Source organism: Candidatus Binataceae bacterium (assembly GCA_035508495.1).
In the GTDB taxonomy this organism is placed as follows: domain Bacteria; phylum Desulfobacterota; class Binatia; order Binatales; family Binataceae; genus JASHPB01.
Map to the genome: position 1 here is coordinate 25657 of DATJMX010000076.1, position 13347 is coordinate 39003.

Genomic DNA, 13347 nt, shown 5'->3' on the forward strand with positions numbered 1-13347 from the left:
ATTCGTTCAACGCTCACGATTGTGCAGTCGCGACATGCCACGAGAGGCGCGTGCAATTGCGCGCGCCGATTCGCTGATACGACGCATCATCGACGAGCCTGCGGACGAGCAGCAATCCCAACCCGCCCTCGGTCCGACTCTCGAGCGGCGCGTCGAGATCGGGCGCCGCATGCGCGAGCGGATCGAAGGCCTGCCCATCGTCGATAAACTCGATCGCGAGCCTCCCGCCCTCAAAGTTCAGCGCGATCTCAGCGCTTCCCTGCACCGCCTTATCCGGATAGCCATAACGCTGCAGATTCGTCAGCAACTCCTCGATCACGATCAGCATCAGCACCTTGTCGCCGGTAGCCAGGCCCTGCTCGACGGCGAACTTCTGCACAAACGCCTCAACCTCGCGCGTAGCGCCCTCACGCACCTGCAATCTCAGTTGGACCCGCATGGCAATGTAACTATCGTCGCGGCCTTCGCCATTGAACATTCGAAGTCTACCGATCAATTTGCAGTATGTCGCGCTGGCGTCCCGGACCGCGGCGCGGTAGCCTGCGCGTCGGGTCAATCGACCGACGCGGGGGAAAGCGATGCCTGGATTGGGTAACACAATTAAATATCTCGGAGCGATTTGCGCGATCCTAGCAACCAGCGTCGCATCCGCGCAGAGCCCCGCGGTCGCGCAAATCAAAACCGTCTCCGGACAAGTATTCATCCAGCGCGGCGCAAATCGCGTTGCCGCCAAAGTCGGCGATCCGCTCTTTGAGAAAGATACTATCGACACCGGCGCCGACGGCTCGATCGGCGTTACGTTCGTCGATAACACCGTCATGTCCGCCGGTCCCAACAGCGAAGTCGCGCTCGACCAATACCGATTCGACTCGAACAACTTCAACGGCTCGATGCTGACCGATCTCAACAAGGGCACCATCTCGATGATCTCAGGCGACATCGCGAAAAGCTCGCCGGATGCGATGAAAGTAAAAACGCCTTCGGCGATTCTCGGCGTGCGCGGTACTCACTTCGCCGTCCAGGTTCCCGAGTAATACTCATCTTGCGCCGCTACCTGCTTCTCATCCTGATCTTCGCCGCTGGCTGCGCTCAGCGCCAGGCGTATTTCGTCGTGCTACCCAATGCCGACGGCAGCTCCGGCGCGATTACCGTAAGCGACGGTCAGAACTCAGTCCTGCTCGACAAGCCCTATGCCGCGAGCGAGGAAAAGCGCGGCGCCGTAACCGCGACCACCAGCGACTCGCAGCAGGTCCAGCAGATCTTCGGCAGCGCGCTCGCCGCGCAACCAATCCTGCCAAGCCACTTCCGGCTGTATTTCTTTCGAGATACTGAAACTCTCACGCCCGAATCAGTCGTCGAATACAAAAAGGTATTCGAAGATATAAAACGGCGGTCAGTTTACCAGGTCGAGGTGATTGGCTATACCGACACGCTCGGTACCCAGCAGCATAACCAGGAACTATCGCTCAAGCGTGCAGACGCGATTCGCGATCGTCTCGTCCACGACGGCCTCAGCGCAACCTCGATCTCGGTCGCGGGCCGTGGCGAGCTCGATTCTGCCGTGCCGACGGCTGCGCAGGTTTCCGAGCCGCGCAACCGCCGAGTCGAAATCACCGTCCGCTGACTATTCGCGCGATTCGCTCATCCATTGCACCGCCAGCAGCGTAATGTCGTCGGCCTGTTCGGCGCGGCCTGCGGCGAACTGATGTACATCGTCGCGTACCAGTTGGACCAGCCCTTTCGCATCGTCGAACTGCACCGCGCCGAGCAGCGATTCCAGGCGCGCGCCCGAGTAGAAAGCGTCGGCAGGGTTTTCCGCCTCAGTCACGCCATCGGTGTAAAGCAGAACCAGGTCGCCGCGTTCGAGTCGAGTTAGTTCGACTGGGTAATGAAAGTCATCAACGGTGCCAAGCGGCGGTCCACCCCGCCCGGCTAACTCGATCGGCAAAGCGCCTTTGCGCACGACAAATGGATTGTCGTGACCCGCATTGACATAGGCAATCTTCCCACTGGCAAGATTGAGTATTCCCGCGAACACCGTCACGAACATCATGTCGCCGCCGACACTGGTCATCTCGCTGGTCGAAGCCGATATCTTCGCGTTGGCCTCGGAAACGGCGCGATCGAGCGCCTCGCCGTATCGCGCAACCGCATCGCGCAACACTTCTTTGGTCATCGCCATGAAAAGCGCGGCGGGCACGCCCTTGCCGGAAACGTCGGCGATCGCAAAGAAGAGCCGGTTCGAATCGAGCAGCAGAAAATCGTAGAGGTCGCCGCCAACCATCCGCGCTGGCTCGATGAGTGCGTAAAGGTTCAAGTCGCTGCGCTCCGGTGGGCCGGGAAAATTATGCGGCAGCAGGCCCATCTGAATCGATCGCGCCGCGCTGAGCTCGCCTTCGAGCCGCGCCTCGATCTGCCGCTCCTTGTCGAGCTCAAGCGTGAGGCGGCGCTCCGCCGCTTCAGCGGCGCGCAGGTTTGCGCTCAGCATCACGCCGAACCCGGCTATCGAAGCGAGCGCCGGATAGAACGCATCAACAAGCAAATGGAAATAGACGAAGGCCGTGAACGCGCCGCCGATAATCACGATTATGAGAGCCGCGAATATCGCAAATGCGACCCGGGGTTTTTCATACGGCAGGACAAAAATGGCTACCAGACCCGCGACGAGTACTAACAGAAGTTCAATCCAGTAGATTCGCGCCGGTCTGCGCAGCAGGGATCCGCTGATTATGCATTCGGCGAGTTGGGCGTGGACCTCGACACCAGCCATCAGCCCGGCTGGAGTCTGCCGCTCATCGATCAGACCCTGTCCTTCGAGGCCGAGAAATACAATGTTGCCGTGCAGCGTCGTGGGTTCGAATGACTTGTCGAGTACGTCAGCGGCCGAAATATAACGAAGCTCATATGACGGCGAGAAATATGGATAGACACGGCCACGTCCGTCGGTCGGAATGACTATGCCGTCAACCGTGCCGTGTTCGACCCCGTAGGCGTCGGTCGAGATTCCGAGCGCGCCTCCTCCGGCCGCGATGCCTAGCATCTCGAGGGGAAGTATCGGTACCAACTGACTACTGATATTGACAAACAGCGGCACGCGCCGCGTTATCCCGTCCGCATCCGGATTACTCATTACGACCGCTTGTCCGCGCGCTGCCTGGATCAGCTCGGGCAAGCTGCGCAGCGCGTATCGAGTGGAATACAGAAATGGACGCGGGTCGCCCCCAGACTCGCGCACTATCGTCACGGGCGACGGCCCATGCGCGCCCTCCGGCTTATCCGAGACACCGACCGCGAGGACGGTCGGCACCTGTTTGAATGCGGCCGCAAGCGCCACCTCATTAGGCGGTAACTTCCGCAACTCCTGCGCCAGAGGCGCGGCCAGATCGGGCACTGCTTCCGCAATCTTCGCGGGCGAGGTGCGATCAGGCTCGGCGAAAATCACGTCGACGCCGAGAACCAGCGGATGCGCCTCGGCGATTCGCTCTACCAGCTTCGCGACCAGCGTTCGCGGCCACGGCCACTGGCCGTATTTAGCGAGGCTCTTGTCATCGATCGACACGATCCGCACCGGCAAGGGATGATAGGCGCGTGGCGCGAGCTGTTGCGCCACATCGAAACTGCGCAGCGTGATTGTTTCGAGCGCGGTGGGATTGACGGCGCGCAACAGGACGACCAAGCCGAGCACGACGAGCGCCGCGCCGCGTCCCGGTACCCTGAAGAAGTCGCGCAAGCCAGCGCCTTTAAAGCTCGATGCGCCTGCCGCCCGCGTCAGAGCTCGATTTCGAGCCCGTCGAACGCGGAGGTGACTGTCAGCTTCGGTTTCCCCTCGCGGCTGATCTCTTCGTAGCGGCGAGTCTCGGCGAGGATCTTCTCGAGCGTCTTGTCGTCGTTGACCGGCTCGTGATGGTACATCACCAGATGCTTTGCACCGGCGAGTTGCGCCAGCTCGACGCCGATCATGTTGCTCGAATGTCCCCAATCTTCCTTCACCGAGACCTGGTCCGCGAGTGAGTATTGCGCATCGAAAATAATTAAGTCGGCATCGCGGAAGAACTCGACGAATGGATAGCTGTCGTCGAGCTTGTCGTACTTGTGCTCGGAGTCGGTTGAATAGACCAGCACGCGGCCGTCTTTGGAAAAGCGATAGCCAAACGAATCGTTGCCGTGCTTCTGCTGAATCGCGCGCACCGACAGTCCGGCAATTTCGTAGTTGCGGCCCGGTTCGAGCTGGACGAATTCAATCGTCGCGCCGAGAGACTTGAAATCAACCGGAAAGGAAGGGCCGGCCTGCTGGCGCTCGAACGCCTCGCGCATCGCATTATGACAGCCATAAATGCGAATCAGGTTCCCGGGAATATACGAGGGCGTGAAAAATGGAAATCCCATCACGTGATCCCAGTGCAGATGCGACATGAATATGTTGAAATGGCTTTTCTTGCCGGGACCATCTTTTGCAAGCACACTGTTGCCGAACTCGCGCGCGCCGCTGCCGACGTCGCAGAGTATATATTCGCCGCCGCCGTTCACGATCTCGACGCAACTGGTATTTCCGCCAAAAGCGCCGCGCACCGAGAACGGCAGCGAATCGATGAACCGATCGATCGATGCCGGGTCTTCGAGACTCTGCCCCCGCGCCGCGAGCAGCGCGTCGCGAACCTTCGCGCGCATCGCGCGAGCGTTGAGCGGCGCCGGCAACGATCCGCGTGTCCCCCAGAAACGCACTAGCATCGTACTTTACCTACTCAGGGCCGCCACAGCTTCGGCGACAGTGTCAAAGACCTGCACGACCATCGCGAAGCGGCTGATGGTGAATATCTCCTTGACCATCGGCGTCAGCGCCGCGACCGCGAGCCGTCCGCCGGCAGCTTTCGATTGCTTCGAGGACATCATGAGCGAGCGCAATCCAGCACTGGAAATATATTCGACGGCTGAAAAATCGACCACGACTTTGGTGGCTGTGTTTCCGACCGCCGCCAGCAGCGATGGCTGAAACTCCGGGCTCGTATCATTGTTGATGCGGCCCTTGGGAGTGAGAATTACTATGTCGCCCTCACGCCGTTCGCCGATTTCCATAAACCCGCTCCCCCGAAGCTTAAGAACAGTCTCTGAAAATTGTCCAACGCGGCGAGCTATTTTCGGTGTTTATCAGATGAGGCGCAAGCGCGCTTTCTCACGTCTCAATCGAGATCGGTGATTGTGCGGCCGCGGGTTTCGGGAAGTATCCAGACGAGCGCGGCAGCGATTGCCGAGAAGATCGCGCCGAGCGACAGCGTCGCGCCAAATCCAACCCGCGCGCCGAGGAACGTGATCGCGAGCGGCGTAAAGAACTGGAATCCGCGCGTCACGTTGAGCAGGAGTCCGAGCGCCGTGTTGCGGATCCGCGTTGGCAGCATCTCCGAGATCATCGGCGCCATCCCCGACCACAGCCCCGTGCCAAATCCCGCGAGAACCATCGCCGATACCAGTAGCCCAGGCGTGCCGACGACGCTCGTGAAGAACAACGTCGGCGGCAGGAGTCCGAGCGCCATCGCGATGCCGTAGGTCGAAAACGTGGGCCGCCTGCCGATCCGATCGGCGAAGCCGCCGAAGCTCGCGTAACCAATCACCGCGCCGAGCTGCATCGCGATCATCAACTTGCTCGCGCTCGCGGTGCTCAGCCCGCGCTGCATTTGCAGATAGCCGGGCATCCACGTGTAAGTGAACCAGTATGCTTCCGAGTTGAGCAGGACGACCACGAACAGCATCGTCAGGATGCGCCGATACTCGAGCAGCGCGGCGGCCTGGCCACGAGGAGCCGGCGAGCGCGCGCTGCGCAGCCATACGTCGCTCTCCGGCAGCCACATCAGGACGGCGGCGAGCACGACGGCTGCAGGAGCGGCCGAGACGAGGAACGTCGCGCGCCATCCGATGTGAGGCGCCAGGAATCCAGCGGCCGCGGCCGCGAGCAATCCGCCCAGCGGCGCGCCGGTCTGCACGTAGGCCGCGTAGCGCGCACGCCGATCGGCAGGTACGCTTTCCGCAACGAGGCTCTGGCCGGGTGCCCATCCGCCGCCAATCCCGAGTCCGGTGATCGATCGATATATGATGAGTTGTCCGAGCGAATGACTCGCCGCGCACAACGCCGTGCCGATTCCGTAAATCGCGACCGTCGCCGCGATCGTCGGCCGGCGCCCGAAGCGATCACCGAGGAAGCCGAAGACGATACCGCCGAGCGCCGTCATCAAAAGCGACGTGCCGAGCGCGAGCGAAGACTCGGCGGGCGTCAGATGAAGCTCGCGCGCGACGGGCACGAGAAGGAACGAGTAGAGGAGCAAGTCGTAGAAGTCGAAAATCCACGCCGCAAATGCGAGCACGACGATACGAACGTGGCGCGAGCCGAACGGCTCTTCGTGCAGCAACCTCTCGGCTTGCGCTCGGGATAGTGCGGGCGGCGCAAATGATGACGGTTGGCTCATGCGAAGCAGGTATGGTTGGCTAGCGATGGAGTTAACAGCGCCGCCGTGAAAGTGAAAGGGCGGCACGACGGAGAGTATCAATGCTGCGAAAGCTGTTCCGATGGATCCTGCGCACGGCGATCACCCTTGGCGTGCTGGTCGCGATCGTCGCGATCTCCGAATACCTGGCGCATCGCATCCAATCGGGATCGGTGCTGGTCGTCACGCTCGACGGGCCAATCGTCGAGCGCGGGGAAGGCGGAGTGCTCGGACTGTTCAGCTCGAATGAGACGCCGCTTAACTACGTGCGTAACGCGATCAACCAGGCGGCCAAGGATCCCAAAATCGTCGGACTCGCGATCAAAGTTATCGATCCCGAGATGGAGCTGGCGCAGGGCCAGGAGCTCGCCGACCTGATTCGGAAGTTTCAGAATCACGGCAAATGGACCGAGGCCTACATCGAAACCGCGGGCGAGGGCGAGCCGGGCAATTCGCCGTATATCGTCGCCGCGGCGACGGGCAGCGTCTCGCTGATGCCGGAGGGCGAGATCAATCTCATCGGCGTCGGGATGCGCGAGCTGTTCGCGCGCGGCACGCTCGATTGGCTGGGGATCACCCCAAACTTCGCCGCGCTCGGCAAGTACAAGTCCGCCGCGAACATGTTCACCGAGAAAGCCTATACCGCCCCACAGAAGGAGGAGGATGAGGCGCTGGTCGGCAGCCTCTACGATCAGATCGTCAGCGCTGCGAGCTCGGAGCGCAAGATCAATCCCGACACTATAAAGGCACTGATCGATCAAGCTCCGCTGCAGGGAGCCGCGGCGCTGAAAGCGCACATCGTCGATCGCCTCGAATACGAAGATCAATTCGACGATCGCATCAAGAAACGTGATGGCGCCGATCACAAGCTCGTCGATTACCAGGACTATGGGCGCAGCAGCCTGTTCAGCAATTTCGGATCGGGCGACAAGATCGCGGTCATCTATGGCGACGGCGAAATCACCCGCGGCAGCGAGGGCGTCGATCCCTTCTCGCTGCCGGGGCAGGACACGATCGTTTCGTCTGACATGGTCGAGGCGTTCAAAGACGCGCTCGAGGACGATTCGGTGGTCGCGGTCGTGTTCCGCATAAATTCTCCGGGCGGCTCGGTGATCGCTGGCGAGCTGATCAGGCGCGAAGTCGAGGTCACTGCGAAGGAGAAGCCCGTCGTCATCAGCATGTCGGGACTCGCCGCTTCAGGCGGATACTGGGTCTCGACGCCGGCGGCCAAGATCATTGCGGAGCCCGGCACTATCACGGGATCGATCGGAGTGCTGGGCGGCAAGTTCAACATTTCGCCGGCGGCGTCAAAAATCTTTCTCAACAGCGATTCGGTGGTGCGCGGCGCAAACTTCGAGATGTTCGACGAGTTCACCGACTTCACCCCCGCGCAGGCCAAGATGTTCCAGGACCAGTACCTGGGAGACACATATCAATACTTTCTGAAGCTCGTCGCGGCGTCACGCGGGATGAATGTCGAACAAGTCGATCAAATCGCGCAAGGCCGCGTATGGACGGGCGAGCAGGCGCTCAAGCTCAAGCTCGTCGACTCGCTCGGAGGTCTTGACGAAGCGATCGCGGCTGCAAAAACGCTCGCGCGAATCCCGACTGACCAAGTGATGCCGATCGAAGAGCTGCCGGCGCCGCCCGGAATCTTGCAGGCGATCGCGAGCAAGCGCATCCAGGCAACGACGCGGATTCCCGCGGTGGGCGCGATTCGTCCCCTGCTGCAGTTCATCAGCGAAGCGATTCGCACCAGGGGCTCGTTCGTCGCGGCTTATTGTCCGATCGTGCCGATCCTCTGACGGCTTTGGGCGAAGCGGGCCGGCGATGCTAACGTCGAAGCGACTGAAATCTCGCGAAAGGACTCAGCGATGGACTCCCAACTCGAGAGTTTTCTCAACCTGATGGGCGAGGCGGAGCGCGCCGGCGGCCGCGTCCTGCACGAGCTGACAGCAGAGGCGAAGTCGCTTGAGCTGCGCGAGCTGCTGAAGAAGGTCGGCCACACGAGGGCTACTATGCGGGCGAGCTTGCGGCGCATGTGCGCCGCCTCGGCGGGCATCCGTCGACCAGGACGGGAGACTTCGTCGAGAAGGTCCGCGCGATAAGCGATTTTCGCGGCAAGCTCGAGCTGCTCAACCGCGGGCAGCGATGGGTAATACGCAAGATCGAGGAGCAGCTCGACTCGCTCAGCGATCCCGAGCTGCGCGCATTCCTGGTCGTGATGGCGAAGGGGCATCACGTCAATATCGGCGCGCTTGAAGAAGCGCTCAAAGAAGGAGTCGCCTAGCGCCGTTCGATGAAGCAGATACTAATCGGCCTCGCGATGGTCGGCTTGACGGCGCTCTACTTCTGGCTCGTCGCGCGCCGCCGCTACAAATGTCCGTTCTGCGGGCGCAACGTAAAGTGGAGCGACGTAAACTGTCCGTATTGCGGCAACGACATGCAGCTCAAGCATCGCGCCGGGCCCGAGGCGCTCCCGCGCGCCGCGGCGCAACTGAAGCGCTCGCGGCGCTCATCGTCCGACGTTTCGCGACATTCTTAACCTCGGCCGCCGCGCGGCGAATCAGCGCATCGATTTCCTTTTGACTGTTCACCGGCAGTCGAATGAAATCGCCATCGATTTTCAGATCGGCAAAAAATCCCGCCGGGTCTTCATGGAAGTGCAGAAATCCCACGGAGCCAAGATAAAACGCGCCGCGCTTACGCTCGCGCAATCCCGGCAGCTTGCGTAATTCGACAATTATAGGCTCAAGCTGATCCAGCGCCTGCGGCCCCGCGTGTTTCATAAGAATTACTTACTACCATGAACCTCTCCGAATAACCTCGCCCGCAAAGCGCCAGAGGTCGTGTGCGCTCGCGAATCTTTTTCGCAAGCGCAGTGACGCGCGGGTGAGGGGGGCAGCGCTCGAAGCTTGGCAGAATGTTAACAGCCAGACTTCTGCTCGTTCCCGCCGCAGGCTCCCTCACCCGCCGTTTTTACCGGCGGGGAGTACTCCGGCGAGAACGGATTCGGCACTCTCCCGCGTCAGGTTCACTGCGAGCTTCATCGTTTCCGCCGGGACCCATTTTGGGAAATCAATTGCGATCGCGCGATGCTTGCCCGACGTGGTGTGCTCTTCGTGGATTGCGGCTATGCGGACGGGATCGAAGCGATCTGCCAGGCAGACGATTGCCGGCCAAAGGCGGCGATGGACGAAGGTTACTTTGCCATCGACGAGCCGGCAGACGAGCACGTCTTCTGAGTCACGCACCTTTTCCAGCAGCAGGTAGATTTCGTTGGCCAGCGGATGACTCCACCAGCTTCCACGAATTTCTTCGCCCGCGATTTCTCTTGCGAGATCCGGAACCTTGCTGCGTGCCGATTCGAGCACGATCCCGTGACGCTCGATGAATCGCAGCGCTTCGCGGATCGTGCGGATCGGCATCGCCGTCAGGCGGGCTTCGCGGCGGGCGCCGGGGCCTCGATCAACACGTTGTCAATGCGGAGCTTGTCGATTTCCGCGTCCGACATGCCGAGCACTTCCTTCAGGATTGCGGCATTGTCTTCGCCGACGCGTGAGGCTTTCAAATCGGTTCGGGTCGGCCAAGTCGAGAACTTCACCGGCATCCCAGGAATGTCGAACTCGCCGATCTGCGCATTCTTGACGCGCCGCACGGTCTTACGCTCTCGCAGATGCGGCTCCTGCATTGCATCCTCGACCTTGAGCACGGGCGCGCATGGGACGCGCTCGGCGTCGAGCGCGGCGAGCGCGGCCGCGCGCGTGCCCATCGAGGCCAGCCATTCCTCGAACACGCGCTTGAACTCCTGGCCATTCTTCAAGCGATCGCGATTGGTCTTGAAGCGCGGATCGTCGGCCAGGTCGGGCCGTTTCATCGCGCGCCACAGCCGCGGCATCTCATGCTGCTGCACGATGAGGAACATGTCGCCGTCAGGCGCGCGATAAACGCCGCAGGGGCATCCCGTCGGATGCAACGAACCTCCGCGCTTCGGCACCCACTTACCGGGGCGCAACGAAACCACCGGCACCGATAGCTCATGCATATGGAAGTAAGTGTCGAGCAGGGTCGCATCGATGTACTGGCCTTCGCCGCTGCGTTCGCGATTGAGCAGCGCGAAGCCGACCGCCATGGCGGCCGCAACTCCCGTCGAGACGTCGCCGATCGCCATCGCAGGAACGGTCGGCGAGCGATCAGGCTCGCCAATCTGCTCGAGCACTCCAGAGAGCGCCGCGCCGAGATAGTCGTAGCCGGGCTTGTAGCTGAGTGGACCGTCCTGTCCCGCAACCGACACCGAGCACATCACGATTCGCGGGTTGATCTTGCGCAGCGCCTCGTAGCCGAAGCCCATCTGCGCGATCACGCCGGGCGCGAAGTTTTCCACCACGACGTCGATCTTCGGGATCATCTTGAGGATCAGCTCGCGGGCGCGCGGGTCCTGCAGATTCAGGCCGAGGCTCTTCTTCGAATGGTTATGCTGGAAGTAGTAGGAGCTCATGCCGTCGCGCACGAGGCCCATCAGGCGCACATGGTCGCCCTCGGGACTGCGCTCGACCTTGATCACCTCGGCGCCCATCTCGCCCAGGATTCGCGAGCAGGTGGGGCCGGCAACATAGTGCGTGAAATCGAGAACGCGGAAGCCTTCGAGCATGCGTGGACGCTGATCCATCGCGACCTCACTTGATGTTCGGGTCCGCGCCGAACTGGCGCGGAGCAATCAGGATGTGAAGCGGATTCTAGAGCGGAGCGACACGATTTTCCAACGCCGCGCTCAGGCGCGCTGGTCGGCTTTGCACTCGGCGCAGATGCCGTAGAGTTCCATCTTGTGCCGCGTGAGCGTGGCCTTCAGCTCGCGGGCGATGATTTCCTGCATCCGCTCGATATCGTCGTTTTCAAACTCGATGATCTTGCCGCAGCGTTCGCAGATGAAGTGATCGTGATGGCGCTCGCCGACCGCCTCGTAGCGCGCCTGACCTTCGTCGAAGTGCCGCTCGTAAAGGAGCGCGCATTCCTTCAACAGACGGAGCGTGCGGTAGATCGTCGCATAGCCGACGTGCGGGTTGATCTTCTTGACTTCGGCGTAGAGCTCTTCGGCGCTGATATGGCGGCCCATCTCGAAGAAGACGCGCGCGATATCGTCGCGCTGGCCCGTGGATTTGAGGCCGCGCTCCTTGAGCCGCGCATGAAACATCAACATCCGCTCTTCGGCGCTTTGCCGCGATTGCGCCTGGGAGGAGCGATTACCCGATGTCGATTCTAAAATTCGCGCCATCGAAATAACTTCAGGATGCAGTGCCGCCTTCCGCGCCGATCACGCGGCGCGCGGCGGGCGACAGATAAACACCTTCGCAGTCGCGAGAGCGCAGTGCTTCCGCCAGCACTTCGAGCTGCTCGTGCGGCGGCTGCTCGCGATCGAGAATCACCATATTCTTGTCGCGCAGGCGGCATGCTCCGCCGCGCGCACGGTAACCGACCTCGCGCAGAAGTCGCTCGCGCCGGACTTCGAGCCCGACCCGGGTCGCGGCCTCCGCCAGCTCATTCACCAACCGCATCAACCTCGACTCTTTCTGCTGCTCGCTCATCCAGACTGCCCTCTGCCTGCCCTTGAACCTCGCCTCTTGAGGCTCGACCGAAGCGCGTGCTATCGCGGAACCGGGACGGAGGCTCCGCTGTTGATCAAGAAAATCCTCGTCGGCATCGATACCTCCGAGCATTCCGGCGTCGCGCAGAACTACGCCTTTGCTTTGGCGCGGAAGTTCGCTGCGACTTTGATCGGCCTGCATGTGGTCGATATCGTTTCGATCGAAGGATCCTTCTTTCATGATATATCAGGTTCGCTCGGATTGGAGCCATATCTCGACTTCTCGTCGAAGATGCGCGAGGTGCTGACGAGCCGCGGCCGCACCCTGCTCGACCAGTTCGACGAGGCGGCCAAGCGCGAGGATATCACCGCCGAAACCGTGCTCGACATGGGCATCGTTGCCAACCAGATTTGCGAGCGCGCCCGCAGCGCCGACCTGGTTCTGATCGGCCATCGCGGAATCAACGAGCGCTTTTCTACGGGCCTCCTCGGATCGACGGCCGAGAGCGTCGCGCGCAAATGCCCGCGCCCGCTCTTCATCTCGCCCAATGTCTATCGCGAAATCCGCAAGCCGGTCCTCGCCTACGACGGCAGCGAGCGAGCCTCACGTGCGATGCGTTTCGCGGCGGAGTTCGCCAACGGCCTCGATGTGCCGCTGACCGTGATCACGGTGGCGCGCGACCTCAAGCTGGGCGAGCGCACGCTCGACGAGGCGCGCACCTACTTCGAATCCTACACGCCCAAAGCGGAGTTCAAACTGCTTCAGGGCCATGCGAACGAAGAGATCATCCGCTTCCTCAAGGAGCACGAGGCCGACCTGCTATTCATCGGCGCCTACGGCCACAGCAGAATCATCGAGATGGTGCTCGGCTCGACAACAGAATACGTCCTCCGCAACGCGCCCTGCCCCGTGTTCCTGTCGCGTTAGGTCGTAGGCCGCTGGAAGAGCAGAAAACCCTAACCACTAAGATCACAAAGGCACAAAGGGGGGGTAGGGACTTCGAACCGATTCCGGTTGAGATGGAACGTGTTGCTTCCGAGGTAGTCGATGCTGCGCTTGAGCTCCATAAGGCTCTCGGGCCTGGCTTGCTGGGGTGGGTTTACGAGGCCTGTCTCGTCCATGAACTCTCGCTTCGCAACGTTGAGTGTCGATCGCAAATACCAATTCCAATGGTTTAGAAGAAGATTGAAGTCGAAGCGGGACTTCGCATCTATCTGCTAGTAGCAGACTCAGTCATTGTGGAAATAAATCAGTCGCGCGGATGATTCCCGTCTTCGAGGCGCAACTCCTGA

The 13347-nt window shown here is 61.3% G+C and carries 16 protein-coding genes; 6 read left to right on the top strand and 10 right to left on the bottom strand.

What is annotated here, in order from left to right; genetic code table 11:
- Positions 1-13: 13 nt before the first annotated feature.
- The gene (locus VMA09_22020) at positions 14-478 is read right to left on the bottom strand and encodes an ATP-binding protein (GenBank protein ID HUA36301.1); all 465 of its coding nucleotides are present in this window, start codon (positions 476-478) and stop codon (positions 14-16) included.
- 109 nt (positions 479-587) lie between these two features.
- Here VMA09_22020 and VMA09_22025 point away from each other — a divergent pair, with 109 nt between their 5' ends.
- Positions 588-1034 (top strand): FecR domain-containing protein, encoded by a 447-nt coding sequence (locus VMA09_22025; GenBank protein HUA36302.1) that lies wholly within the window; start codon positions 588-590, stop codon positions 1032-1034.
- Positions 1035-1042: 8 nt separating this feature from the next.
- The gene (locus VMA09_22030) at positions 1043-1624 is read left to right on the top strand and encodes an OmpA family protein (protein HUA36303.1); all 582 of its coding nucleotides are present in this window, start codon (positions 1043-1045) and stop codon (positions 1622-1624) included.
- Here VMA09_22030 and VMA09_22035 read toward each other — a convergent pair whose 3' ends face one another.
- The 4 genes from VMA09_22035 to VMA09_22050 form a co-directional block, all read right to left on the bottom strand.
- Positions 1625-3730: a CHASE2 domain-containing protein gene (locus tag VMA09_22035; protein ID HUA36304.1), complete on the bottom strand. Its 2106-nt coding sequence runs from the start codon at positions 3728-3730 to the stop codon at positions 1625-1627.
- 38 nt (positions 3731-3768) lie between these two features.
- Positions 3769-4728: an MBL fold metallo-hydrolase gene (locus tag VMA09_22040; GenBank protein ID HUA36305.1), complete on the bottom strand. Its 960-nt coding sequence runs from the start codon at positions 4726-4728 to the stop codon at positions 3769-3771.
- 6 nt (positions 4729-4734) lie between these two features.
- On the bottom strand, positions 4735-5073 hold the full coding sequence (locus tag VMA09_22045) for an STAS domain-containing protein (GenBank protein HUA36306.1): 339 nt from the start codon (positions 5071-5073) through the stop codon (positions 4735-4737).
- Between the two features lie 104 nt (positions 5074-5177).
- Positions 5178-6455: an MFS transporter gene (locus tag VMA09_22050; GenBank protein ID HUA36307.1), complete on the bottom strand. Its 1278-nt coding sequence runs from the start codon at positions 6453-6455 to the stop codon at positions 5178-5180.
- Positions 6456-6535: 80 nt separating this feature from the next.
- Between VMA09_22050 and sppA the strand changes: the two genes are divergently transcribed.
- Complete coding sequence (sppA, locus tag VMA09_22055; protein ID HUA36308.1) at positions 6536-8278, top strand: signal peptide peptidase SppA; 1743 nt, start codon at positions 6536-6538, stop codon at positions 8276-8278.
- Between the two features lie 63 nt (positions 8279-8341).
- Here sppA and VMA09_22060 read toward each other — a convergent pair whose 3' ends face one another.
- Complete coding sequence (locus VMA09_22060) at positions 8342-8479, bottom strand: hypothetical protein (protein ID HUA36309.1); 138 nt, start codon at positions 8477-8479, stop codon at positions 8342-8344.
- A gap of 35 nt (positions 8480-8514) precedes the next feature.
- Between VMA09_22060 and VMA09_22065 the strand changes: the two genes are divergently transcribed.
- Both VMA09_22065 and VMA09_22070 read left to right on the top strand, forming a co-directional pair.
- Positions 8515-8763: a DUF6306 domain-containing protein gene (locus VMA09_22065; protein ID HUA36310.1), complete on the top strand. Its 249-nt coding sequence runs from the start codon at positions 8515-8517 to the stop codon at positions 8761-8763.
- A 9-nt stretch (positions 8764-8772) separates the two neighbouring features.
- Positions 8773-9018, top strand: coding sequence for a hypothetical protein (locus VMA09_22070; protein HUA36311.1), 246 nt, complete (start codon positions 8773-8775; stop codon positions 9016-9018).
- A 421-nt stretch (positions 9019-9439) separates the two neighbouring features.
- On the opposite strand, the gene VMA09_22075 is transcribed toward VMA09_22070, so the two are convergent.
- From VMA09_22075 to VMA09_22090, 4 genes are all read right to left on the bottom strand, one after another.
- Positions 9440-9901 carry a hypothetical protein gene (locus tag VMA09_22075; GenBank protein ID HUA36312.1) on the bottom strand — a complete coding sequence of 154 codons (462 nt, stop codon included), beginning with the start codon at positions 9899-9901 and terminating at the stop codon, positions 9440-9442.
- 5 nt (positions 9902-9906) lie between these two features.
- Positions 9907-11142: a CoA transferase gene (locus tag VMA09_22080; protein HUA36313.1), complete on the bottom strand. Its 1236-nt coding sequence runs from the start codon at positions 11140-11142 to the stop codon at positions 9907-9909.
- A 102-nt stretch (positions 11143-11244) separates the two neighbouring features.
- Positions 11245-11745, bottom strand: a complete 501-nt coding sequence (locus VMA09_22085; protein ID HUA36314.1) for a transcriptional repressor — start codon at positions 11743-11745, stop codon at positions 11245-11247.
- A 10-nt stretch (positions 11746-11755) separates the two neighbouring features.
- A complete protein-coding gene (locus VMA09_22090) occupies positions 11756-12055 on the bottom strand; it encodes a hypothetical protein (GenBank protein HUA36315.1) in 300 nt (99 codons plus the stop codon).
- Positions 12056-12145: 90 nt separating this feature from the next.
- Here VMA09_22090 and VMA09_22095 point away from each other — a divergent pair, with 90 nt between their 5' ends.
- Positions 12146-12982, top strand: a complete 837-nt coding sequence (locus tag VMA09_22095) for a universal stress protein (protein ID HUA36316.1) — start codon at positions 12146-12148, stop codon at positions 12980-12982.
- The last annotated feature ends 365 nt before the right edge of the window (positions 12983-13347 follow it).